19 protein-coding genes, 2 tRNA genes and 2 pseudogenes are annotated in these 23,220 nt (G+C 72.5%); 5 read left to right on the top strand and 18 right to left on the bottom strand.

All coding sequences use genetic code 11. From position 1 onward, the window contains the following. Nucleotides 1-717 (bottom strand): class E sortase, encoded by a 717-nt coding sequence (locus tag B085_RS0114020; protein ID WP_037731630.1) that lies wholly within the window; start codon nt 715-717, stop codon nt 1-3. A gap of 2 nt (nt 718-719) precedes the next feature. Continuing rightward, the gene (locus B085_RS0114025) at nt 720-1,487 is read right to left on the bottom strand and encodes a DUF881 domain-containing protein (RefSeq protein WP_420706593.1); all 768 of its coding nucleotides are present in this window, start codon (nt 1,485-1,487) and stop codon (nt 720-722) included. Between the two features lie 136 nt (nt 1,488-1,623). On the opposite strand from B085_RS0114025, the gene crgA reads away from it, so the two are divergent. Beyond that, complete coding sequence (gene crgA, locus B085_RS0114030; protein WP_018559198.1) at nt 1,624-1,878, top strand: cell division protein CrgA; 255 nt, start codon at nt 1,624-1,626, stop codon at nt 1,876-1,878. A gap of 241 nt (nt 1,879-2,119) precedes the next feature. Here the strand turns inward: crgA and B085_RS0114035 are convergent, their stop codons facing one another. Together B085_RS0114035 and B085_RS0114040 are read right to left on the bottom strand one after the other, a co-directional pair. Continuing rightward, a complete protein-coding gene (locus B085_RS0114035) occupies nt 2,120-2,974 on the bottom strand; it encodes a rhomboid family intramembrane serine protease (RefSeq protein ID WP_018559199.1) in 855 nt (284 codons plus the stop codon). Between the two features lie 71 nt (nt 2,975-3,045). Beyond that, nucleotides 3,046-3,573, bottom strand: a complete 528-nt coding sequence (locus tag B085_RS0114040) for a peptidylprolyl isomerase (RefSeq protein ID WP_026251020.1) — start codon at nt 3,571-3,573, stop codon at nt 3,046-3,048. Between the two features lie 218 nt (nt 3,574-3,791). On the opposite strand from B085_RS0114040, the gene B085_RS0114045 reads away from it, so the two are divergent. Beyond that, complete coding sequence (locus B085_RS0114045; protein WP_018559201.1) at nt 3,792-4,559, top strand: DUF5324 family protein; 768 nt, start codon at nt 3,792-3,794, stop codon at nt 4,557-4,559. A 97-nt stretch (nt 4,560-4,656) separates the two neighbouring features. Here B085_RS0114045 and B085_RS50705 read toward each other — a convergent pair whose 3' ends face one another. Together B085_RS50705 and B085_RS51895 are read right to left on the bottom strand one after the other, a co-directional pair. Continuing rightward, a complete protein-coding gene (locus tag B085_RS50705) occupies nt 4,657-5,016 on the bottom strand; it encodes a hypothetical protein (RefSeq protein ID WP_018559202.1) in 360 nt (119 codons plus the stop codon). Nucleotides 5,017-5,131: 115 nt separating this feature from the next. After that, a pseudogene (locus tag B085_RS51895) lies at nt 5,132-5,989 on the bottom strand (MFS transporter); the annotation flags it as partial. Here B085_RS51895 and B085_RS50015 point away from each other — a divergent pair. Further along, entirely contained in the window at nt 5,943-6,110 is a 168-nt protein-coding gene (locus B085_RS50015; RefSeq protein WP_199789202.1) for a hypothetical protein, read from the top strand. The pseudogene B085_RS51895 and the gene B085_RS50015 overlap by 47 nt on opposite strands. 200 nt (nt 6,111-6,310) lie before the next feature. Here B085_RS50015 and B085_RS50720 read toward each other — a convergent pair whose 3' ends face one another. Next, nucleotides 6,311-9,685: an AfsR/SARP family transcriptional regulator gene (locus B085_RS50720; protein WP_018559206.1), complete on the bottom strand. Its 3,375-nt coding sequence runs from the start codon at nt 9,683-9,685 to the stop codon at nt 6,311-6,313. 125 nt (nt 9,686-9,810) lie between these two features. Beyond that, nucleotides 9,811-9,883: transfer RNA gene (locus B085_RS0114075), tRNA-Ala, on the bottom strand. Between the two features lie 111 nt (nt 9,884-9,994). On the opposite strand from B085_RS0114075, the gene B085_RS0114080 reads away from it, so the two are divergent. Both B085_RS0114080 and B085_RS0114085 read left to right on the top strand, forming a co-directional pair. Continuing rightward, nucleotides 9,995-10,561 carry a helix-turn-helix domain-containing protein gene (locus tag B085_RS0114080; protein WP_018559207.1) on the top strand — a complete coding sequence of 189 codons (567 nt, stop codon included), beginning with the start codon at nt 9,995-9,997 and terminating at the stop codon, nt 10,559-10,561. Further along, complete coding sequence (locus tag B085_RS0114085; RefSeq protein WP_018559208.1) at nt 10,554-11,804, top strand: serine/threonine-protein kinase; 1,251 nt, start codon at nt 10,554-10,556, stop codon at nt 11,802-11,804. The genes B085_RS0114080 and B085_RS0114085 overlap by 8 nt, the downstream gene beginning before the upstream one ends. Here B085_RS0114085 and B085_RS42310 read toward each other — a convergent pair. From B085_RS42310 to B085_RS0114135, 10 genes and pseudogenes are all read right to left on the bottom strand, one after another. After that, nucleotides 11,790-13,025 carry a hypothetical protein gene (locus tag B085_RS42310; protein WP_018559209.1) on the bottom strand — a complete coding sequence of 412 codons (1,236 nt, stop codon included), beginning with the start codon at nt 13,023-13,025 and terminating at the stop codon, nt 11,790-11,792. The two genes, B085_RS0114085 and B085_RS42310, sit on opposite strands and share 15 nt — an antisense overlap. Continuing rightward, complete coding sequence (locus B085_RS0114095; protein WP_106434929.1) at nt 13,022-14,926, bottom strand: VWA domain-containing protein; 1,905 nt, start codon at nt 14,924-14,926, stop codon at nt 13,022-13,024. The genes B085_RS42310 and B085_RS0114095 overlap by 4 nt, the downstream gene beginning before the upstream one ends. Before the next feature lie 167 nt (nt 14,927-15,093). Further along, the gene (locus B085_RS46895; RefSeq protein WP_018559211.1) at nt 15,094-15,234 is read right to left on the bottom strand and encodes a DLW-39 family protein; all 141 of its coding nucleotides are present in this window, start codon (nt 15,232-15,234) and stop codon (nt 15,094-15,096) included. Nucleotides 15,235-15,389: 155 nt separating this feature from the next. Beyond that, nucleotides 15,390-15,463: transfer RNA gene (locus tag B085_RS0114105), tRNA-Ile, on the bottom strand. Nucleotides 15,464-15,516: 53 nt separating this feature from the next. Next, entirely contained in the window at nt 15,517-16,179 is a 663-nt protein-coding gene (locus B085_RS0114110) for a DUF3566 domain-containing protein (protein ID WP_018559212.1), read from the bottom strand. A gap of 60 nt (nt 16,180-16,239) precedes the next feature. Further along, on the bottom strand, nt 16,240-18,849 hold the full coding sequence (gene gyrA / locus B085_RS0114115; protein ID WP_018559213.1) for a DNA gyrase subunit A: 2,610 nt from the start codon (nt 18,847-18,849) through the stop codon (nt 16,240-16,242). 43 nt (nt 18,850-18,892) lie between these two features. Further along, nucleotides 18,893-20,935, bottom strand: a complete 2,043-nt coding sequence (gene gyrB / locus B085_RS0114120; RefSeq protein WP_018559214.1) for a DNA topoisomerase (ATP-hydrolyzing) subunit B — start codon at nt 20,933-20,935, stop codon at nt 18,893-18,895. Nucleotides 20,936-21,204: 269 nt separating this feature from the next. Continuing rightward, complete coding sequence (locus B085_RS0114125; RefSeq protein ID WP_018559215.1) at nt 21,205-21,750, bottom strand: DUF721 domain-containing protein; 546 nt, start codon at nt 21,748-21,750, stop codon at nt 21,205-21,207. After that, entirely contained in the window at nt 21,747-22,877 is a 1,131-nt protein-coding gene (recF, locus tag B085_RS0114130) for a DNA replication/repair protein RecF (RefSeq protein WP_018559216.1), read from the bottom strand. The genes B085_RS0114125 and recF overlap by 4 nt, the downstream gene beginning before the upstream one ends. A gap of 32 nt (nt 22,878-22,909) precedes the next feature. Further along, a pseudogene (locus B085_RS0114135) lies at nt 22,910-23,220 on the bottom strand (6-phosphogluconate dehydrogenase); the annotation flags it as partial.

Raw genomic sequence — 23,220 nt, forward strand, 5'->3', positions numbered from 1 at the left:
TTAGCCCGACAAGCCCTCCGGCATACCGTCCTCCACGGGCTGTGTGGATTCCAGGTGCCCCCGGGTGATGAGCCGGTGGCTGTGGCCCCACTCGGGATCGCAGGTGGTCAGGGTCAGATAGCGGCCCGGAACGGTGTATCCGGACTTCCGCGGGACGGGATCGATCACAGCGACGTCGGTGGGGACCGTGCGGTAGGGTGCGCGGTCGATCTCGTGGGTGTACCGGGTGCGCCCGTCGGTCAGGACCACCTCGTCGCCCTTGCGCAGCCTGGGGAAGTCCTTGAACGGGTCGCCGTAGGTGCGGCGCTGGCCGGCGACGGCGAAGTTGCCCACGGCGCCGAGCCGGGCGGTGTTCGCGTAGTGGCCGAGCCCCTTCTTCAGGGTGCCGGTGCCCGTCCCCTCCAGCACCGGCTTGTGCCAGGAGCGCCCCAGCCGCGGAACGTACATCACCGCGAAGGCCCTGCCGTCCCGGTACGGCACCGCGGCAGGCGCGGGGAACGGGAAGCGGAGGCCGAGGGGCCGTCCGTACCCTGGGGGGACGGGGTCGGCCACGGAGACCGGCCCGGTCGCCCAGCGGTCCTCCAGCCGGTCGATCTCCCCGTCCATCGCCCGGTTTGCCCGCACGCCGGTCCAGAACAGCACGTAGCAGACGAAGAGCACGATCAGCGCGCCCACGGTGATGCTCAACTCGCTCAGCGTCCGCACCACCAGGCGCATGCTCACCCCACAGGCTCGGCGTACCGCAGATCCACGGTGCCGGAGTAGCCGGGAAGAGTCACCCGCCGGTCGTCCTCGACTTTCCAGCCGAGCCCGTAGGCCTGGACGTACTGCAGGTAGTTCTGGATCGCGGGGCTCGCGTCCAGCGCCTTGTGCAGCTTCTCCTGGTCGCCGACGGCCGTGATGGTGTACGGCGGGGAGTAGACGCGCCCCTGCAGGATGAGGGTGTTGCCGACGCAGCGCACCGCGCTGGTGGAGATCAGCCGCTGGTCCATCACCTTGATGCCGGAGGCGCCGCCCGCCCACAGGGCGTTGACCACGGCCTGCAGGTCCTGCTGGTGGATGACGAGGTCGTTCGGCTGCGGGTCCGGCACGCCCGGGACGAGCGGGGTCGCGTCCGGCGGCGCGTCGTTCAGGGTGACGGAGACGGCGGGACCGGTGAGCTTGACGGTGCCGGCCTCGGCGCCGAGCCGCGCCAGCTGCTTCCGGGCGGCGTCGCTGACGCCGCTGTCCGTGTGGGCGAGTCCGTCGACGTCCTTGCGCACCCCGGCGAGCTCGTTGTCCAGTTGCTCGTTCTGGCGGCTCTTCTCCTGGACGCGGTCCGACAGGCGCAGCAGCGGGTCGTCGGTGCGGATGTCCAGGCCCTTGGCGGTGTCGAAACTCATCCAGAACAGCAGACCGGCCATGGCGAACACCCCGGCGCTGAGCACACGAAGCACCACAGACCGGGCGGATCGGCGGGCTGGGGAGACGTCAACCGGATTGCTCACCGTAGCCTTATCTCCTTCCAACCCGAGGAAGCACTACGCTAACGGACGCCCGGAGACATGGTTCCTCCAGTCGTCCGGCCGCTCACACAAGACGTCACACGCGCGGTTACGCAGCGCATCGACAGGAGAGTCCCTCGTGCCGAAGTCACGGATCCGCAAGAAGGCCGACTTCACTCCGCCCCCGGAGAAGACCACCCCCATAAAGCTGCAGTCCGGCCGCGGCTGGGTGGCTCCGCTCATGCTGGCGCTGTTCCTCGTCGGCCTGGCGTGGATCGTGGTCTTCTACGTGACGCAGGGCAGCTTCCCGATCGAGCAACTGGGCAACTGGAACATCGCGGTCGGCTTCGGCTTCATCGCGGGCGGGTTCGTCGTGTCCACGCAGTGGAAGTAGCAGCCCGCACAGTTATCCACAGGCGTCATCCACAGTGTTGAAAAGGTCGCATGATCTGTGGATAACCACCAGCCGGTTGACACCGGTGTGACCGGTGGTCCGATGTACGGACCACCGGTCTTTCATTGATCTTGCAGGTCAGAGATGGTGTGGACGGGCACCCGCACGGCTTGCCCACAGGATGCACAGGAGGCTTCCGCCTCTCTGTGGATAACGTCTGATCAACGCTGCGCGTTACGGCCTACGCGGAGATATTCGCGACCCCGGCCCACACCGTGACCGCCACGGCCACCAGCATCGCCGCGCACGTCCCCCACTGGACCAGCGCCCGGCGCGAGTGCGGCGCGTACGCCATCGCGACGGCGATGATCACGCCGACGACAAGACCGCCGATGTGCGCCTGCCAGCTGATGCCGCCCCAGGTGAAGGTGAACAGCAGGTTCAGCCCCAGCAGGACCAGGACCGGCCGCATGTCCATCCGCAGCCGCTTCACGAAGACGGCCGTCGCGCCGAAGAGCCCGTAGATCGCGCCCGAGGCCCCCAGGGTCAGGGTGTCCGGGGCCAGCAGCACCACGAGCGCGCTGCCCCCCAGCCCCGCGATCAGGTAGAGGGCGGTGTAGCGGGCCCGGCCGAGCAGCGTCTCCAGCGGACCGCCGATCCACCACAGCGAGAGCATGTTGAAGGCGATGTGCGCGAGCTCCTGGTGGAGGAACATCGAGCTCACCAGCCGGTACCACTCACCGGGTCCGCCGGCCACGCCGCACTGCACACTGCCGGGGACGTAGCACGGGGTGAAGAGCCCCAGGGCGGTGACGAACGGCCTGCCCTCGACCTGCGCGAGCAGGAAGACCAGCAGGTTCAGCCCGATCAGGATCTTGGTGACCAGCCGGGGGTCCCCGGCGACCGGGCCGCCCGCCACCGTACGGGGTTCCGCGGCCTGGGCCGCGCGACGGCCCTCCCGCACGCACTCCGGGCAGTGGAAGCCGACCGACGCGTTGATCATGCACTCCGGGCAGATCGGCCGCTCACAGCGCGAGCAGCGGATCCCGGTCTCCCGGTCCGGGTGCCGGTAGCAGCGGACGGCCTGGTCGGTCATGTCTCAGCCCTTCGCAGCGGAATCGCCCCGCCCGTCATACGCACGGGCGGGGCGTTCGGGTTCCCGGGAGGCTAGCGACGCTCGATCACGACGCTCTGGATCACGACGTCCTCCCGCGGACGCTCGGTGCGCGGATCGGTGGGGGTGGTCGCGATGGAGTCCACGACCTTCTGGCTGGCGGGGTCGGTGACCTCGCCGAAGATGGTGTGCTTGCGGGTGAGCCACGCGGTCGGCGCGACCGTGATGAAGAACTGCGAGCCGTTGGTGCCCGGGCCCGCGTTCGCCATGGCCAGGAGGTAGGGCTTGGTGAAGCCGAGGTCCGGGTGGAACTCGTCGGGGAACTGGTAGCCGGGACCGCCGGTGCCGTTGCCCAGCGGGTCGCCGCCCTGGATCATGAAACCCGAGATGACCCGGTGGAAGACCGTGCCGTCGTAGAGGGGGTCGTGGGAGGTCCGGCCGGTGTGCGGGTCCGTCCACTCCCGGCCGCCCTCGGCGAGCTCCACGAAGTTCTTGACCGTCTTCGGCGCGTGGTTCGGCAGCAGCCGGACGGTGATGTCCCCGTGGTTGGTCTTCAGGGTGGCGTAGAGCTGCTCGGCCACGATCTTGCCTTCCATAGTCCTCACTGACAGGGGCAAATCCTCGCATGCCGCGGCATCCCGCAGGCACCTGTCGCGCGGCAGGTCGTCCGGTGGCATCGTCGGTGAAGGCCCCCCTTGACCCGGATGCCCGTACGCACATGCCGTACCCAGCGGCGGCGGGCATGATTTCAAACCGGGTGGAAAGGCGAAAACCGAACGCCACCGAGGAGGAGGTTCTCGTGACCCGCATCGACAGCGTGCGCGACGCAGCCGAGAGGACGAGGGACAGCGTGCGGCACGCCGCGGACGTGGTGGCGCCGTACGCCGACACAGCGAAGGTCAACGCCGTGCACTACGCGGACGAGGCCAGGATCTACCTGGCACCGCGGGTGTCGGCGGCCGGGCGGCAGGCGCGCGCGGCGGCCCGGTCCCAGTACGACGCGCACCTGGCGGCGCGTCTCGACCAGGCCCTGGCGGCGGTGCCGCCGGGCGTCCAGCAGAAGGTGGGGACCGCCGCCCGGCGCACCCGTGACACCGCCCGTCTCGCGGCGGAGTTCACGGCGCCGCGGATGGGCCAGGCGGTGACCACCGTGCGCAGTGTCGCGGCCCCGGCCGCGGAGGAGGCGGCCGCCCGCAGCGCCGCCGCCGTCGCCGTGCTGCGCAGCCACGTCACGGCGGACGACATCCGCAAGCTGGAGCGCCGCCGCGAGCGCCGGGCCCGCAACGGGCGGTTCGCCAAGGGTCTGCTGCTGGCCGGCCTCGTCGCCGGGGCGGGCTTCGCGGCCTGGAAGTGGTGGAGCAAGCAGACCAACCCCGACTGGCTGGTGGAGCCCGCGCCCGCCACCGAGGTCGCCGACCGCGCCTCCCTCAACGGCGGCGTCGAGGCAGACGCCTCGTTCGGCAAGGTCGACGGCTCACCGGTGGACGCCCTCGACCCGGAGGTGCAGGCCAAGCAGGCCGAGTCGGACGCCGACGACCGCCGCGACCGCGGGGACACCTACCCGTGACGTGACGGGCCCGGGCACCGGCGGCAGTGCGACACGGCAGACAGGAGGGCGGCGGACCCGTGACGGGTCCGCCGCCCTCCGCCGTACGCGTCGCAGGTCACCGTCGGGACGGCACGGCCGGCGGCAGGACCTCCTCCTCGGCCTCCGGGTCGGGGATCTCCGCCGGCACCCCGCGCAGGGTGTACAGCGCCGCGACGGCGCCCACGGCGAGCAGCACCGCCCCCACCACGGCGGTGACCTGCACGCTGTGGCAGAAGGCGTCCTTCGCGGCCGTCAGCAGCGCGATCCCGTCCGCCCCGGGTACCCGCACGGCCGCCTCGGCGGCCCCGCCGACCGACTCCCGGGCGGAGTCCGCGGTGCCCGCCGGCAGCCCGGGGGGCAGGACGAGGGCGTCGCGGTAGACCGCGCCGAGCAGCGAGCCGAGGACCGCGATGCCCAGCGAGCCGCCCATCTCCATGGCGGTCTCCGAGACGGCGGCGGCCGCGCCGGTCCGCGCCTTGGGGGCGCTCGCCAGAAATCGTGTCGTTGGTGACGGAGACGATCAGGATGATGCCCGCGCCGTTGACGACCAGCGGTGCCAGCAGCCCCCAGTACGGCGTCCCCGGCGAGGACAGCGAGCCGAGCGCCGCGGTGCTCGCGGACAGCAGCACCAGCCCGAGTGCCACCACCCGGGCCCGGCCCAGCCGGGGGATCAGCGCGGTGGCCGCCGGAGCGGCGAAGGCCGCGGCCAGCGGGCCGGGGAGCAGTGCCAGCCCCGCGGTGAGGGGCGACCAGCCGCGGACGACCTGGAAGTACAGGGAGAAGGCCAGCGACAGCGTGGACGAGGCGAAGATCATGACCAGGTTGGAGCCGACCGCGCCGCTGAAGGCCGGGGTACGGAACAGCCGCAGGTCGATCAGGGGTTCCTCGACGCGCACCTGGCGGCGGGCGAACAGCGTCAGGGCCGCCGCCCCGACCGCCGCGGCGATCCACACGGGCGCGTGGTCCGTACCGTCCCGGAAGCCCTCCTTGATCGCGTAGACGGCTCCCACGACACCGACGACCGACAGCGGCACACCGATCCAGTCGAGCCGGCCCGGGCGCGGGTTGCGGGACTCGGTCAGCACCAGGACACCGGCCACCAGGACGACGGCCATGAGCGGGACGTTGATCAGGAAGACCGAGCCCCACCAGAAGTGGTCCAGCAGCAGGCCGCCGACGACCGGGCCGAGCGCGAAACTCGCGGCGCCGACGCCGCTGCTGATCCCGATCGCCGTGGTGCGCTCCCGGGGATCGGTGAAGGCGTGCCGCACGACGGAGAGCGTGGAGGGGACCATCGCCGCCCCGGCGACGCCGAGCAGCGCGCGGCCGGCGATCAGTGTCCCGGGGGTGGGGGCGTAGGCGGTGAGCAGCGACGCCACACCGAAGGCGGCGGCGCCCAGCAGCATCATCCGCTTGCGGCCGAGCGCCGAGGTTGCCCATGACGACCAGCAGGCCGCCCATGGCGAAGCCGTAGACGTCGGAGATCCACAGGATCTCGGTGCCGGAGGGGCCCATGTCCCGCAGCAGTGAGGGGATGGCGTAGTTGAGCACGCTGTTGTCGATGCCGAGGAGCATGGCGGCCAGGCAGCAGACGGCGAGTGCCGCCCACCGGTGCCGTGCGGGGGCCGCGGGTGCCGAGGCCGCGGCGTCGTGTGTGCTTGCGGGATTCGTCATGGCCGACACGGTGCGCGTGGACGCTGACCGCTCACGCACCGCGCGCTGACCGGCGGCTACGGGTGCCCGGTCAGCGCGGTGAGCGCCCGCAGCGCCCGGTCGGAGGGAAGCCCCGCACCGCGCGCCAGCGCCTCGTCGTGGGCCGGTTCGCCGAGGGCGGCCCGCACGGCGTCCCCGGTGCGGGCGGCGTCGGGACCGGCCGGCACCTGCGGACCGCGCAGCGCGCGGCCCAGGCCCAGGAGTTCGGCGGCCCGAGCCGGGTCCCCCTCGGCGAGGGCGAGCCCGGCGAAGGCGTCGGCGAGGTTCGCCGCGAGCGGCAGGTCGCGGGCTCCGTGCTCCACGTCGGCCGCCTCACGGAAGTACCCGCGGGCGGCGGCCGTGGCGCCCTCCTCGAGGGCGATCCTGCCGAGGGCGATGTACGCCTCGGCGCGGGCGCTCTCGCCGGTGTACCAGCCGTCCAGCGACTCGGACAGGGCCAGCCCCGACAGCCGCCGCGCCTCGACGAGGTCACCGGTCAGCCGGGCGCACTCGCCGAGGCCCAGGTGGGCCCCGGCGAACATCTCCCGGGCGCCGCAGCCGCGGGCGAGTTCCAGACCGCGCGTGAAGTCGGCCCGGGCCTGCTCGTACCGTCCGCTCCGCAGACCGCATCTGCCGCGCTCCCCGAGCAGTTCGGCGACGCTCTCGGTGGCGCCCAGCTCGGCGGCGTGGCCGAGGGCCTCGTCGATCAGCCCCACGGCCCGCGCCACGTCACCGCGGGCGCCGGACAGCCAGGCGAGCTGGGTGAGGGCCATCGTGGCCCCCCAGCGGTCGCCCAGGGCGCGGAACCCCGCGAGGGCCCGGCCGAACTCCGTGCCGGCGGCGGCGATGTCCCCGCCGACCATCCACGCGCGGAATCCCGAGCCGACGTGGACCAGTGCCTGCTGCCAGGGTTCGACGAGGGTCGCCGCGCTCGTCGCGTACCGGGCGAACGTCTCGTCGTCCGGCACCCCGGCGAAGGGCGCCCAGAGCAGGTTCAGCACCGGGTAGCGGCGCGCCATCCCGCCGAGCCCGGCGACGACGTCCGTGGCGGCCGCCAGGTGGACGGCGAGTTCGGCCTGGTCGGCGGTGGCGGAGGCGGCGGTGATCACGCACAGCGCGTACTCCTCCGCCAGCCCCGGCGGCCCGCCGGGCCCGGTCGCCGCCAGCAGTTCGCGGGCGGGCCGGGCGCCCTCGTACCGCATTCCGCGCAGCATCCAGTACGTGCACACGGCGGCGAGCAGCCGCAGCGCCAGGGCGGTGTCGCCTGCGGCCACCGACCCGCGCAGCGCGGCGTGCAGGTTGTCGTGGTCGGCGGCGAGGCGGCGCAGCCACTGCAGTTGCTCGGCGCGACGCAGCCACGGGTCGGCGGTCAGCGCAAGGTCGAGGAAGTACGCGGCGTGCGCCTCGCGCAGCGCCTCCGACTCGCCCGTCTCCGCCAGGCGTTCGGCGGCGTACGCCCTGATGGTCTGGAGCAGCCGGTAGCGGACACCGCCCGCGCCTTCTCCGTCCCCGTACCCGTCCCTGTCCCCGTCCGGACGGTCCACCACCAGCAGCGACTTGTCGGCGAGGGAGGCGAGCAGATCGAGCATGTCCTCGGCGTCGATACTCTCCCCGCCCGCCGGACCGTCCACCGGTCCCGCACAGATCGCCTCGGCGGCCGGCAGGGTCCAGCCCCCGGCGAAGACGGAGGCGCGGCGCAGCACGGTGCGCTCGTCCTCGGGCAGCAGTTCCCAGCTCCAGTCCACGACCCCGCGCAGGGTCCGCTGGCGCGGCTGGGCGGTGCGACTGCCCCGGGAGAGCAGCCTGAAGCGGTCACCCGGCCCGGCGAGCACATCCCCGAGCCGGGCGGCGATGTCGGCGGCCGACAGCGACCGCAGGCGGGCGGCGGCCAGCTCGATGGCGAGCGGGACGCCGTCCAGGGCACGGCAGATCCGGACGGCGGCCTCGGCGTCGGGCAGCCGGCCGGACGGGCTCACGGCGGCGGCACGATCCAGGAACAACCGGACGGCGGGGGAGCCGAGCACGTCCTTCTCCGGCGCACCGGGCAGCGGCAGAGGCAGCGGTTCCAGCGGGCAGAGCGTCTCGCCGTTGACGCCGAGCGCCTCCCGGGTGGTCGCCAGCACCCTTGCCCGCGGGCAGGCGGCCAGCAGCTCCGCGGTGATCCGGGCCGCGGTGATCCGGGCCGCGTCGGCGATCAGGTGCTCGCAGTTGTCCAGCACGAGCAGCAGGTCCCGGTCGGCCAGGGCGGCCGTCAGGCGGGCGAGCGGAGCGCCGTCCGGGCCGGCTGTCTCACGCCCCGCGGCCCCGGCGAGCGGGCCCGCCTCCCGCAGGCCCAGGGCCCCGGCGATCGCCTGCGGCACCCCGGAGCCATGGGTCAGCCCCGAGAGGTCCACGAAGCAGACCTCCCCCGGGTGCCGTCCGGCCGCCTCCACGGCGACCCGCGTTTTTCCCGCGCCACCCGGGCCGATCAGGGTGACCAGCCGGGCGTCGGCGAGCCGCTCGCCGATCCGTGCCAGCTCCTCCTCACGTCCGATGAAGCTGGTCAGCTGGGCGGGCAGGCCGTACCGGAGCAAAGACGCGGCCGGGTCGCCCGCGGACGGTGTTTCACGTGAAACAACCGACGCCCCGCCATCCGGCGCGCCCCTGGAAACGGAGGCCGGCGCGGGACGAGCCGGGCCCGGCTCGCCGCGCAGCACCGCCAGATGGGCCTGGGCCAGCTCCGGGCCGGGGTCCGCGCCGAGGGACTCGGCGAGCTCGCGGCGCGCGTCCTCGTACACCCGCAGCGCCTCGGACTGGCGGCCGCAGCTGTACAGCGCGCGCATCAACTGGGCCCGCAGCCGTTCCCGCAGCGGATAACGGACGACCAGCTCCTGCAGCTCGGCGACGAGTTCCCGGTGGTGCCGTGCGTCCAGAGCCAGCTCGGCCGCGATCCGGTCCTCCACCGCCGCGATCCGCAGTTCCTCAAGCCGTGTCGCCTGCGCCCGCGCGAAGGGAGCTTCGCCCACGTCCGCCAGGGCGGAGCCCCGCCACAGGTCCAGCGCACCGCGCAGCAGACCCGCGGCCCTCCCCGGCTCACCGGCGGCCAGCGCCTCCCGGCCCTCGGCCGCGAGGCGTTCAAAGCGGTGCACGTCCACCTCGTCCCGGGCGACCACCAGCCGGTAGCCCCCGGGAGGGCGCTCGATCGGCACGCCGACGGCCGCGCGCAGCCGGGAGACCTGGGACTGCAGCGCATTGCCGACCCCGGCCGGCGGCTCGTCCCCGTACAGCCCGTCGATCAGCCGCTCGGTGCTGACGATCCGGCCCGCCTCCAGCAGCAGCATCGCCAGCAGCGCCCGCCGTCCCGGGCCTCCGACGGAGGCGGTGCCCCCGTCGTCCCGCAGCGCTCTCGTCTCCCCCAGAATGCCGAAACGCACGCCGCCGATTCTGCCCCAGATTCACTCCGGCGCTCCCGCAAGGACCGGAAGGGCGACCCCGCACCCGGCTCCGGACACACGACAGGCCGGGACCTCGATGAGGTTCCCGGCCCGGTCGGACGGTGTGGAGCCTAGGGGAGTCGAACCCCTGACATCCGCCATGCAAAGACGGCGCTCTACCAACTGAGCTAAGGCCCCGTGCCGCAGACCAGCGTACCGGCTGCGGAGACGATCACCGACCGAGTATCGGGGGTCCGTAGGATGACGGGCAAGTTCGCGGCCGCAAAGGTCCCCCGTCAGGAGCCCGCAATGGACACCTCGCAGCCGGACGCCACCACCCGCGTCCAGGACATGCAGCGCACCTGGTACGGCGAGCCGCTCGGCGTGCTGTTCCGCCGGCTCATGGAGACCCTGGGGCTGAACCAGGCGCGGCTGGCGGGGGTGCTGGGGCTGTCGGCACCGATGCTGTCCCAGCTGATGAGCGGGCAGCGCGCGAAGATCGGCAACCCCGCGGTGGTGCAGCGGCTCCAGGCGCTGCAGGAACTCGCCTCGGAGGTGTCCGCAGGAGCGGTGACCGCGGCGGACGCCGTGCCGCGGATGGACGAGATCCGGGGATCGGCCGGCTCCCCGCTGCTCGGCACCACCCAGAGCGCGACCGGAACGCCGCTGCCGCCCGCGCGCCGGGTCGTCCACGAGGTCCGCGCGCTGCTGCACACGGCCGCCTCACCGGCCGAGATCGCCGACGCGGCCGACTCCCTCGCCCACCGCCACCCCCAACTGGCAGAGTTCCTCAGGGTGTACGGTGCCGGCCCGTCCGACGCGGCGGTCCGGGACTACGAGGCGCGAAAGCGGGGGGCGGACGCACACCATGGGTGAGGTCTTCGCGGGCCGGTACGAACTGGTCGATCCGATCGGCCGCGGCGGGGTGGGCGAGGTGTGGCGCGCCTGGGACCGGCGGCGCGGGCGCTACGTGGCGGCCAAGGTGCTGCTGCAGCGGGACGCCCACGCCCTGCTGCGCTTCGTCCGGGAGCAGGCGCTGCGCATCGACCACCCGTACGTGCTCGCCCCCACGAGCTGGGCGGCCGACGACGACAAGGTGCTGTTCACCATGGACCTGGTGCGCGGCGGCTCGCTGTCGCACCTCATCGGCGACTACGGCCCGCTCCCGCCGCGCTATGTCAGCGGCCTGCTCGACCAGTTGCTGTCCGGTCTGACGGCGGTGCACGCCGAGGGCGTGGTGCACCGGGACATCAAGCCCGCGAACCTGCTGATGGAGGCGACCGGCACCGGGCGCCCACACCTGCGCCTGTCCGACTTCGGCATCGCCATGCGCAAGGGGGAGCCCCGGCTCACCGCGGCCGACCATGTGGTGGGTACCCCGGGTTACTTCGCCCCGGAGCAGCTCCTCGGCGCCGAGCCGGACTTCCCCGCCGACCTGTACGCGACGGGGCTGGTCGCCCTCTGTCTGCTCAGCGGCAGCAAACCCGACGCGGAGGCGGTCGTCACCCAGTACGCCCACGGCATGCCCCGGGCCCCGCAGGGCGTTCCCGGGCCGCTGTGGGAGGTGATCGGCACCCTGCTGCAGCCGGACCCGGAGGCCCGTTTCCGCACCGCCTCGGGCGCCCGCAAGGCCCTGGCTGCGGCGGTCGAGCTGCTGCCGGACCCGGAGCCGGACGAGGAGGCCGTCGAGGTCTTCGACCAGATCGGGCCGCTCCCCGCGGGCTTCTCCCCCGACGGCCCGGTGGATCCGGTGCCCTCCGTGGAGGAGACCGGGAGCTTCCGCCTGCCGCCGCCCGCGCCGCGGCCGGCCGGGACGGCCCCTACGCCTCCCACACCGCCGACGCGGGCGCCGGTCGCCCCGGCGCCCACCCGTCCGTACACGGCCACCACGACGGGTGCCACGACGGGTGCCGGCGCCGCGATGGACGCTCCCGCCGCCCCCCTCACTCCGCCGGTACCACCGCCCCCGGCCGTCGCCCCGGCCGTGACCGCCGCCCATGCCGCCGCGCCGGCGCCCGCGCGTCGCCCCGGTCCTCCCGCCAGGGTCGTCGTGCCGATGCTGCTGGTCGCGGCCCTCTGCCTCGCCTTCGGCTTCTGGGCGCTGTCAGCGTCCTCCTGAGACCTCGGCTGGACGGCGCCGCGCGGCCACGGTCCAGACCGCGAGCGACAGCAGCAGCACGGTGCCGGCGCCGAGCGCCGCGAAGCCGAGGGCCCGCAGCAGCGGGTTTCCCGCACCGGGCTCACCGGGCAGGCCCAGGTCCTCGCCGGGGTCACCGTCGTACGAAGGCCCGGGCCGCGCGGTGCCCTCGACGTCGACCCGCAGGGTGACCGGGACGGCCCCGTCGACGAAGCCCGCGACCTCCGGGTGCACCGACACCGCCAGGTAGTAGGAGCCGTCGAAACGGGCCGCCGTCACGGCGTCACCGCTCTCGAGGCGGTTGGCGTAGGCGACCCGGCCGGTCGTGGCGGTGACGGAGGTCTGCTCGCCCGAGTAGGAGGCGGTGTCGGTGCCGATGAAGGCCCAGCGGGGGTTGTAGACCTCCACGCGCACACCGGAGCCGCTGTAGCCGCCCGGCTTCGTCACATCCGCGTTGGCGAAGTCCGCCGCGACCCAGGCCTGTTGTCCCCAGCCGACCGGCACCCGGTAGAAGCGCGTCTGGCCGGGCAGCACCTCGTCCCTCCAGACCCCGGTGCCCAGAGCCCCGGCGTGCACGAAGTCCGCGCCCCCGTCGGTGGCGCGGGCGGTGCCGCTCGCGGGCACCGGCGTCCGCGTGCCGGGGCTGAGGGCGGGGCCCGGCGCGGCACCGTCGGTGAGCCCCGGCTCGTCGGTGAGGCGGATCTGCAGGGGCCAGGGCGCGGCGTCCGAGGTGCCCTTCGACGTGCGCGTCACCTCCAGGACGTACGCGTGCGCCTCCTGGCACGGCCCGTCCTCGGCGATGGTGCGCTTGACCCAGGTGCCGATCGGCCGCGCCGCCCCGTCGGCCGAGAACGTCCGGTGGCCGCTGTCGCAGCGGGTGCCGTCGGTGCTGGTCAGCGTCAGCTCGATGCCGTCCCCGTACGCCACCTCGGTGCCTGGGCGGGGCAGCGCGAAGACGGCGACGTAGGACGAGCTCACCGCGTCCAGGTCGAGGGCGTAGTTCCTGCCGCCCTCGTCCGCCGACAGGGTGTCCCGGTACAGGACGCCCGGTTCGAGCCGCGGGGCGTCCGCGGTGCTCGCCCGCCCCTGTATCGGCTCGCCCTGCGGCTGCCAGGCCGGGACCGCCGGGTCGGCGGACGCCGATCCCGCCGCTCCCGCCAGCAGCGCGAGCGCCGCGGCCGATGCGAGTGCCCAGCGGATCATGCCCCGTCCCTCCGTCTGCGGCCCAGCAGGACCACCGCCACGACCCCGGCGAGCGCCACCGCGCCGCCCGCGGCCGCCGCGACCGCGTCGCCCACCGTCATGAAGCCTCCCGCGTCCGCGGGGGCGCCGGCCGCGGTGCTGTCCGTGTCCCCGGCGGCCGCCCGCTCCCCCTCGCCCCTGCCGGCGCCCGGCTCTCCGCGCGCCGATGCCCCGTACTCCGGCCCGGCCAGCTCCGTACCCGTCACGTCCACGCGCAGGACGACCCGCACCGCCGCGTTCCGCGCCAGCCCCGCCGCACCCGGACCGAGCGACAGCGCGACGTAGTGCTCGCCCGCCGTACGGGCGCCCCGGGCGCTTCCGCCCGCGGCCCAGCGGTTGGTCCACGTCACCGGCACGGTGCCGAGCCCCACGGACAGCGGCCGCCCGTGGTAGCCGCGGCGCTGCGAGGCCCCGGAGGCGTCGCCGAGCGGCTGCCGTCCCGGCCCGTACGCAGCCGTCGCCACGAAGGAGGAGGCCGTGGAACCCCCCTCCAGGAGCGGTTCGTTGGCGAAGTCGGCGGAGTAGGTCAGACGCTGTCCCCAGCCCACCCGCACCGCGTAGAAGCGCGTCTGCCCGGGCAGCAGCGTGTCGCGCCAGATGCCCGTGCCGAGCCTGCGGGCGTCGTTGAACCCCGTACCGCCCTCGACGTCGTGCGGTGCGCCCGTATGAGCCGCCGGCGGGTCCCCGTAGCGGGTCGCGGCCGGTGCCGGGGTGGCGCCCGCCGGGAACGGCCGCTCCGAGCCGTACCGCAACTCCAGGGGCCAGCGGGCCCGGTCGGAGCCGGCGGCGCTGGTGCGGTGCACCGACAGCACGTAGCGCCCGGCCCTGTCGCAGGCGCCGTCCCGGTCGTCAGTGGGGATCCGGCTGACGGCGCCGCCGATCACCATCGCGCCCTCGTCCTGCCCGAAGTGCGCCGCGTCCGAGCCGCAGGTGAGGGTGTACCTGCCGGTGCCGGCCAGCCGCAGCTCGACACCGTCCCCGTACGCGGCCCTCACCCCCGGCCGCGGCACCGCGGTCACCGCCAGGTCGGCGGTGGAGGCCGCGTCCAGGGTCACCGCGTACCAGCGGGTCTCGCCGGGCCCGATGTCGTCGACGTACTGGCCGGGGACCAGGGCCGGAGCACCGGTGGCACCCGTCCCGCCGGTCACGCGCCGGCCCTGGAGGCGGTACGCGTCCGCGCTCAGCCGGGAGGCCCGCGTCAACTGCCGCACGAGCGAGGCGGCGTCGGGGGCGTCGTAGTAGCTGCCGTGACCCGTTGCGGCGATGCACTCCAACTGCTCGCGGGCGCCGCCCCGCACCTGGAAGCCGACAGTGTCGATCCGCAGGTCAGCCCCCTGCCCGGCGAGCCGTGCCGCCACCTCGCAGGGTTCGGGCGCCCCGCAGGTGTCCTCGCCGTCGGAGACCAGCACGATCGTCCGCCGCCCGCCCTCGGGCAGATCGGCGGCCGCCTTCCGCAGCGACAGCCCGATGGGGGTGTCCCCCTTGGGCCGCACGCCTGCCACGGCCTGCTTCAGGGCCTCCCGGTCCAGGGGCCGCACGGGCTCCAGCAGCCGGGTGTCGTCGCAGCCGTGCTCCTTGCCCGCGCCGTAGACCCGCAGTCCCGTGGGGTAGCCGTCCGGCAGCGCGTCCACGACGGCTCCGACGGCCCGCCCGGCCGCCGCCATACGGGCGCCCGCCATGGAGCCTGAGGAGTCCAGCACCATGACCAGTCCGTCGCGGTCGCCGTCGCCGGCAGCGCCGGCCGCCGCGCCGGCGGCCTGCGCCGTCCCGGCCGGGCCCAGCAGGGCGCCCACCACCGCGAGCCCGCACACGGCCCCCAGCGGCCCCGCAAGCCCGCGTGGCAGCGCATTTCCTCGTCGCATGTGCTGTGTTCCCCCTCGCACATCTCCGGCCTCAGCGAAGCTATTGATTTGCGACAGCAAATACAAGCGGATCACGTCACGGTCGGGCAACGACGACGCGAACATGACGAGGCCCCGACCACATCGTGATCGGGGCCTCGGGAATCCTTCGTCCGGGCTGTGCCGTCTCAGACGCTCGCGCCGGAACCCGCCGGAACGGAGTCCGTGGCCTCCGTCCACAGGTCCTGCTCGGCGCGGTCCGCCTGGATCTGGCGGTACACGAGGAGACCGCCGATGGCGGCCAGTGCGACCAGGAGAAACTTCTTCACCGCGCGACCTCGTCCTTCTTGCGTTGGGGGTCCTCCGACGGGCCCGACTATACACACCGGTCGATATCGAACGGTGACCTGCCACCGGATCCAACTCCGCCGACGCGGACAAAGAAACGGCCCGTACGGATGATCCGTACGGGCCGTTCACGCGGTGGGGCTAACAGGACTTGAACCTGTGGCCTCTTCCTTATCAGGGAAGCGCTCTAACCGTCTGAGCTATAGCCCCGCGCTGCGTTGCGTTGAAAGATTAGCGCACACGGGGCCGTGGCCCAAAATCGGTTACTCGTCCTCCGCCAGCGTCAGCTCCACGCCGCCCACCATGCCGGCCGACATGTTGTAGATGAAGGCCCCGAGCGTGGCCAGCGCCGTGGCCAGCACGACGTCGATGACCGCGATGACCGCCGTGAAGGTCAGCACGCGCGACATCGACAGGAACGACACCAGGTCGAAGCCGCCGTCCGAGCCGGACGAGGTGGCCTCGCTGAGCGTGCCGCCCACCGTCGTGAAGACGCCGATGGCGTCCATCACCATCCACAGCACCGCGACCGCGATGACCGTGCAGATGCCCAGCGCGATGGAGAGCAGGAAGCTCACCTTCATCACCGACCACGGGTCGGCCTTCGCCACCCGCAGCCGCGCCTTGCGCGTACGCGGGACGGTACGGGCCGCCGGACGCGGCTGGCGGACGCCCGCGGTCGCGGGGCCCCCGGCCGGCGGCGCGTACGCCTGAGGCGGCTGGTGCGGCCCCTCCGGCTGGTGCTGGGGCTGCGGCGGCTGCTCGGCGACCGGGGTGCCGGGCGCGCCCCCGTAGGTCTGCTGGTGCACGGCGTGCTGGTGCTGCGATGGACGGGTGTCAGTCACGGTGATTCCCCCCTGGTGCGGGCCGTTGTCCGTACGTGGGCCAGGGGCACCGCCGATCGCGTCCGGAAGGGCGGCCGGCATCGGCTGCCCTCCGTCCGCGCCCGTCCCACCCGCGGCGCCCTCGGCTCCACTCACGGTCTTCTACTCCTCCGACTCGGCGGCCACGGGCTGCTCGCCCTCGGCCTCTTCGGCGGCGACGACCTCTTCGGCCTCCGCCCCCGCCTCGGCATTGCGGGCGACGCCCACAACTGCATCCTTTTTACCGAGGTTGATCAGTTGGACGCCCATGGTGTCACGCCCGGTTTCCCTGATCTCGTTGACACGGGTGCGAATCACGCCGCCGCCGAGGGTGATGGCGAGGATCTCATCGGTCTCCTCCACCACCAGCGCCCCGACCAGGGAGCCCCGGTCTTCGACGATCTTGGCCGCCTTGATGCCGAGTCCGCCACGCCCCTGGACCCGGTACTCGTCCACACTGGTGCGCTTGGCGTACCCGCCGTCGGTGGCGGTGAAGACGAACGTACCCGGTCGCACGACATTCATCGAGAGCAGTTCGTCCCCTTCACGGAAGCTCATGCCCTTCACACCCGAAGTGGCACGGCCCATCGGGCGCAGCGACTCGTCCGTCGCGGTGAACCGGATGGACTGCGCCTTGCGGCTGACCAGCAGCAGGTCGTCGGCCGGACCGACGAGCTCGGCGCCGATCAGCAGGTCCTCGCTGCCGTCGTCGGTCTCCCGCAGGTTGATCGCGATGACACCGCCGGAGCGGGGGGAGTCGTAGTCCTTCAGCGAGGTCTTCTTCACCAGGCCCGACCGGGTGGCGAGCACCAGGTAGGGCGCCGCGTTGTAGTCGCGGATGGCCAGCACCTGGGCGATCTGCTCGTCCGGCTGGAAGGCCAGCAGGTTCGCCACGTGCTGCCCGCGGGCGTCACGGCCGGCGTCCGGCAGCTCGTACGCCTTGGCGCGGTAGACACGGCCCTTGTTCGTGAAGAACAGCAGCCAGTGGTGGGTGGTGCTGACGAAGAAGTGGTCGACGATGTCGTCTTCCCGCAGCTTCGTGCCGCGCACGCCCTTGCCGCCGCGCTTCTGGGAGCGGTAGTCGTCCGTCTTGGTGCGCTTGACATAGCCGCCGCGGGTGATCGTGACGACGATGTCCTCCTCGGCGATCAGGTCCTCGATGGACATGTCGCCGTCGAAGGGCACCAGCGCCGAGCGCCGGTCGTCGCCGAACTTCTCGACGATCGCCGTCAGCTCCGTGCTGATGATGCCGCGCTGCAGCTCGGGGGAGGCCAGGATGCGGTTGTACTCGTTGATCTTCGCCTGGAGTTCGTCGTGCTCCTGGACGATCTTCTGCCGCTCCAGGGCCGCCAGGCGGCGGAGCTGCATCTCCAGGATCGCGTTGGCCTGGATCTCGTCGATCTCCAGCAGGCCCATCAGGCCCTCTCGCGCCACGTCGACCGTGGCGCTGCGCCGGATCAGTGCGATGACCTCGTCGATGGCGTCCAGGGCCTTCAGCAGACCGCGCAGGATGTGGGCGCGCTCCTCGGCCTTGCGCAGCCGGAAGCGCGTCCGGCGGACGATGACCTCGATCTGGTGGGTCACCCACTGCTTGATGAACTGGTCCAGCGACAGGGTGCGCGGCACGCCGTCGACCAGCGCCAGCATGTTGGCGCCGAAGTTCGTCTGCAGGTCGGTGTGCTTGTAGAGGTTGTTCAGCACGACCTTGGCGACGGCGTCGCGCTTGAGCACGATCACCAGGCGCTGCCCGGTCCGGGAGGAGGTCTCGTCCCGGACGTCGGCGATGCCGCCGACCCGGCCGTCCTTCACCAGGTCGGCGATCTTCTGCGCCAGGTTGTCGGGGTTGACCTGGTACGGCAGCTCGGTGACGACCAGGCACTGCCGGCCCTGGATCTCCTCGACCTCGACCACCGCGCGCATCGTGATGGAGCCGCGGCCGGTGCGGTACGCCTCCTCGATGCCCTTGCGGCCCACCACCAGGGCGCCGGTCGGGAAGTCGGGGCCCTTGATGCGCTCGATGAGCGCGTCGAGCAGCTCCTCGTTGGACGCCTCGGGGTTGGCCAGGTACCACTGGGCACCCTCGGCGACCTCGCGCAGGTTGTGCGGCGGGATGTTGGTCGCCATGCCGACCGCGATGCCGGCGGAGCCGTTGATCAGCAGGTTGGGGAAGCGCGACGGCAGGACCGTCGGCTCCTGGTTGCGGCCGTCGTAGTTGTCCTGGAAGTCGACGGTCTCCTCGTCGATGTCCCGGACCATCTCCATCGACAGCGGCGCCATCTTGCACTCGGTGTACCGCATGGCGGCGGCCGGGTCGTTGCCCGGGGAACCGAAGTTGCCGTTGCTGTCGACCAGCGGCATGCGCATCGACCACGGCTGGGCCAGGCGCACCAGCGCGTCGTAGATCGAGGAGTCGCCGTGCGGGTGGTAGGTACCCATGACGTCACCGACGACGCGGGCGCACTTGTAGAAGCCGCGCTCCGGGCGGTAGCCGCCGTCGTACATCGCGTACAGCACACGGCGGTGGACGGGCTTGAGGCCGTCCCGGACGTCGGGCAGCGCGCGGGACACGATGACGGACATCGCGTAGTCCAGGTAGCTGCGCTGCATCTCCGTCTCGAGGCCCACGGGCTCGATACGCATGGTGTCCGTCACCGCGGCTGCGCCCTCGGGGCCCTCGGGCGTGGCAGGGGTGGGGTTCTCCCCGCCGGGGACGGGGGGGTTCTCGTCGGCCATTGCTGGTCAAAGTCCTTTCGGGCGGCGGCTGATGGGGGCCGACTCAGATGTCGAGGAAGCGGACATCCTTGGCGTTGCGCTGGATGAAGGAGCGCCGGGCCTCGACGTCCTCGCCCATCAGCACCGAGAACAGGTCGTCGGCGAGGGCCGCGTCGTCCAGGGTGACCTGGCCGAGCACGCGGTGGTCGACGTCCATCGTGGTGACCCGCAGTTCCTCGGCGTTCATCTCGCCGAGGCCCTTGAAGCGCTGGATCGAGTCCTCGCGCACGCGCTTGCCGTTCTGGCGGCCCAGCTCGATCAGGGCGTCGCGCTCGGAGTCGGAGTACGCGTACTCGAAGTCGTCCCGGCCCCACTTGATCTTGTAGAGCGGGGGACGGGAGAGATACACGTGGCCCGCCTCGACCAGCGGCCGCATGAAGCGGAACAGGAAGGTCAGCAGCAGGGTGTTGATGTGCTGGCCGTCCACGTCGGCGTCGGCCATGAGAATGATCTTGTGATAGCGCAGCTTCGAGATGTCGAAGTCCTCGTGCACACCGGTGCCGAAGGCCGAGATCAGCGCCTGGATCTCGGTGTTCTGCAGGATCTTGTCGATCCGCGCCTTCTCCACGTTCAGGATCTTGCCGCGGATCGGGAGGATCGCCTGGTACTGCGGGTTGCGGCCGGACTTGGCCGAGCCGCCGGCGGAGTCACCCTCGACGATGAAGATCTCGCACTTGGCGGGGTCGTTGGACTGGCAGTCGCTCAGCTTGCCCGGCAGCGACGCCGTCTCCAGCAGGCCCTTGCGGCGCGTCAGATCGCGCGCCTTGCGGGCGGCGACACGGGCGGTGGCCGCCTGGATCGACTTGCGGATGATGTCCGCGGCCTCGTTGGGGTTGCGGTCCAGCCAGTCCGTCAGGTGCTCGTGCACGACCTTCTGCACGAAGGTCTTCGCCTCGGTGTTGCCGAGCTTGGTCTTGGTCTGGCCCTCGAACTGCGGCTCGCCCAGCTTGACCGAGATGATCGCGGTCAGGCCCTCGCGGATGTCCTCGCCGGTGAGGTTGTCGTCCTTCTCGCGGAGCAGCTTCTTCTCGCGCGCGTACTTGTTGACCAGGGTGGTCAGCGCGGCGCGGAAGCCCTCTTCGTGGGTGCCGCCCTCATGGGTGTGGATGGTGTTGGCGAAGCTGTAGACACCCTCGCTGTACTGGGTGTTCCACTGCATCGCGACCTCGACGGAGAGCATCCGCTCCTTGTCCTCCGCGTCGATGTCGATCACCGACGGGTGGACCGTCTCGCCCTTGCGCGAGTTGAGGTACTTCACGAAGTCGACGATGCCGCCCTCGTAGTGGTACGTGACCGAGCGCGGCTGACCCTCGTTCTCCACGTCCGCGTGCTCGGGGCGCTCGTCGGTCAGCGAGATGGTCAGGCCCTTGTTCAGGAAGGCCATCTCCTGGAAGCGGCGCGAGAGCGTCTCGAAGGAGTACTCGAGGGTCTCGAAGATGTCGCCGTCGGCCCAGAAGGTCACCGAGGTCCCGTTCTCCGAGACCTCCTCGTTCTTCTGCAGCGGGGCGGTCGGGACGCCCATCTTGTAGTCCTGGGTCCAGCGGAAGCCCTCACGCTTGACCTCGACCGCGACCTTCGTCGACAGGGCGTTCACCACGGAGACGCCGACGCCGTGCAGACCGCCGGAGACGGCGTAGCCGCCGCCTCCGAACTTGCCGCCGGCGTGGAGGACGGTCAGCACGACCTCGACGGCGGGCTTGCCCTCGGACGGCACGATGTCCACGGGGATGCCGCGGCCGTTGTCGATGACGCGCACGCCGCCGTCGGGGAGGATCGTGACGTTGATGGTGTCCGCATGACCGGCCAGCGCCTCGTCGACGGAGTTGTCGACGACCTCGTACACCAGGTGGTGCAGGCCGCGCTCGCCCGTCGAGCCGATGTACATGCCCGGGCGCTTGCGAACCGCGTCCAGGCCCTCCAGGACGGTGATCGCGCTGGCGTCGTACGCCGCGCCTGGGGCGGGCGCGGCGGAGCCGTCAGCTGCGGACGTATTGATCTCGTTGGGGTTGCCGGAATCGGCCACGAAGCGCCCTTTCTGGCACAGCATGAGCCGGGTCCCGCGGGGCGGAACCGGCTTCATCACTCGACATCTTCGACTGGTCCCGCTGGGGTCCCCCGGTGCCGGAGGCCAGGGGCGGGCGGTACTGCCATCAGTCTACCGGTAGCGCCGACATAGATGGGGCTTTGGCGGTACCTGAGTTCCCGTGTGCCCGACTGAAGTACCTCCTGCCGACTCCCCACACGCGGACCGGGTCTCAAAACGGCTCACGCGGGCGCACAGGGCTTCGACCCGATTACGCACAGCAGGTTTCCGGCCTATCCGTACGTATCGCCCGGCCCGCGGCTCCCGGGAGCACGCAACCGCCCGTACGAACGCACCGGTCCCCCCGGCCCCAGTACCTTGATCAGTTTCACCGTGCCGTGCCCGAGGTCGGCGTTCAGCCTGGCCACCAGCGTCGGGGCGAGCAGCCGCAGCTGCGTCGCCCAGGCCGTGGAGTCGCACTGCACCGTGAGGACCCGCTCCTCCTCGTCGTACCGCTGGGGCTGGCAGTGCAGGGCCACGTCGTCGCCCACCAGCTCCGGCCAGCGGCCCATGACGCCGCCCACCGCCGCCGGGGCCTCCCAGCCGCGCTCGGTGATCAGCCGGCTGATCGCGGCGCCCAGGGGCAGCGGATCCCGCCCGTCCGCCCGCGCACCGCTGCGCAACCCTCCGCGCCGGGCCTGCTTCTTCTGCTGCGCGGCCGCGCCCCTCGCGCGGGCCTGCTCCTTGGCGGCGCGCAGCGCGACCCTGGCCAGGTCGACGCCGGTCACCGGCTTGTCCCCGGCGCCCGTCCCCTGCCCGGGCTGCTGCTGATCCGTCATGCCCGCTCCACGCCGCCGTCCTCCACCGCGTACCGGGCACCGATCAGCACGTCCGGCACGTCGTCGTCCACCGCCGCCGTCACCAGGACCTGCTCACCGGGGGCCACCAGCTCCGCCAGCCGGGCCCGGCGCCGGGCGTCGAGCTCGGCGAAGACGTCGTCCAGCACCAGCACCGGCTCACCGCCGTCGGCACGCAGCAGGTCGTACGAGGCCAGGCGCAGCGCCAGCGCGTACGACCAGGACTCGCCGTGGCTCGCGTACCCCTTGGCGGGGAGCTGGCCCAGCTTGAGGGAGAGGTCGTCGCGGTGCGGGCCGACCAGGGTCACCCCCCGCTCGATCTCCTGCCTGCGTGCCTCGCCCAGGGCCTCCAGCAGCAGTCCGTACAGCTCCTCGCGGCCCGACGCCCCGGCGATCCGTTCGCCGATCGAGCCGCGGTACTCCAGGACGACCGGGCCGCCTCCCGGTGCCAGCTGCTCGTACGCCTTGTCCGCCAGCGGCTGCAGGGCGTGGGTGAGGTCCAGGCGCTGGGCCAGCAGCTCGGCTCCGGCCTTGGCCAGGTGCTGGTCCCAGATGTCGAGCGTGGACAGGTCGCCCCCGCGGCCGCCGTGGCGGCGGGCCACGGCGGCGGACTTCAGCAGGGTGTTGCGCTGCTTGAGGACCCGCTCGTAGTCGCTGCGGACACCCGCCAGCCGTGGTGCCCGGGCCGTGAGCAGTTCGTCCAGGAAGCGCCGGCGCTCCCCCGGGTCGCCCTTGACCAGGGCCAGGTCCTCGGGGGCGAAGAGCACCGTCCTGACTATCCCCAGCAGGTCGCGCGGGCGGACCTGGGAGGAACGGTTGAGCCGGGCCCGGTTGGAGCGTCCCGGGTTGATCTCCAGCTCGATCAGCTGCTGCCGTTCGCCCTGTACCACGGACGCCCGCACGATCGCCCGGTCCGCGCCCATCCGGACCAGCGGGGCGTCGTTCGCGACCCGGTGGCTGCCGAGGGTCGCCAGGTAGCCGATGGCCTCGACCAGATTGGTCTTGCCCTGGCCGTTGGGGCCGACGAAGGCGGTGACGCCCGGGTCGAGCGGGACCTCGACCCGGGCGTAGGAGCGGAAGTCGGCGAGCGACAGATGCGCGACGTGCATGGCTGCGCGCCGCCTCCTTCCCGTGGGTGCGACTAGTGCTTCTCGACGGCGTGGCCGCCGAACTGGTTGCGGAGCGCGGCGATCATCTTCATCTGCGGGGAGTCGTCCTGGCGGGACGCGAAGCGGGCGAAGAGGGACGCGGTGATCGCGGGCAGCGGCACGGCGTTGTCGATGGCGGCCTCGACCGTCCAGCGGCCCTCGCCCGAGTCCTCGGCGTAGCCCTTGAGCTNGTCGAGGTGCTCGTCCTCGTCGAGGGCGTTGACGGCCAGGTCGAGCAGCCAGGAGCGGATGACGGTGCCCTCCTGCCAGGAGCGGAACACCTCGCGCACGTCGGTGACCGAGT

Source organism: Streptomyces sp. BoleA5, from assembly GCF_000373665.1.
In the GTDB taxonomy this organism is placed as follows: domain Bacteria; phylum Actinomycetota; class Actinomycetes; order Streptomycetales; family Streptomycetaceae; genus Actinacidiphila.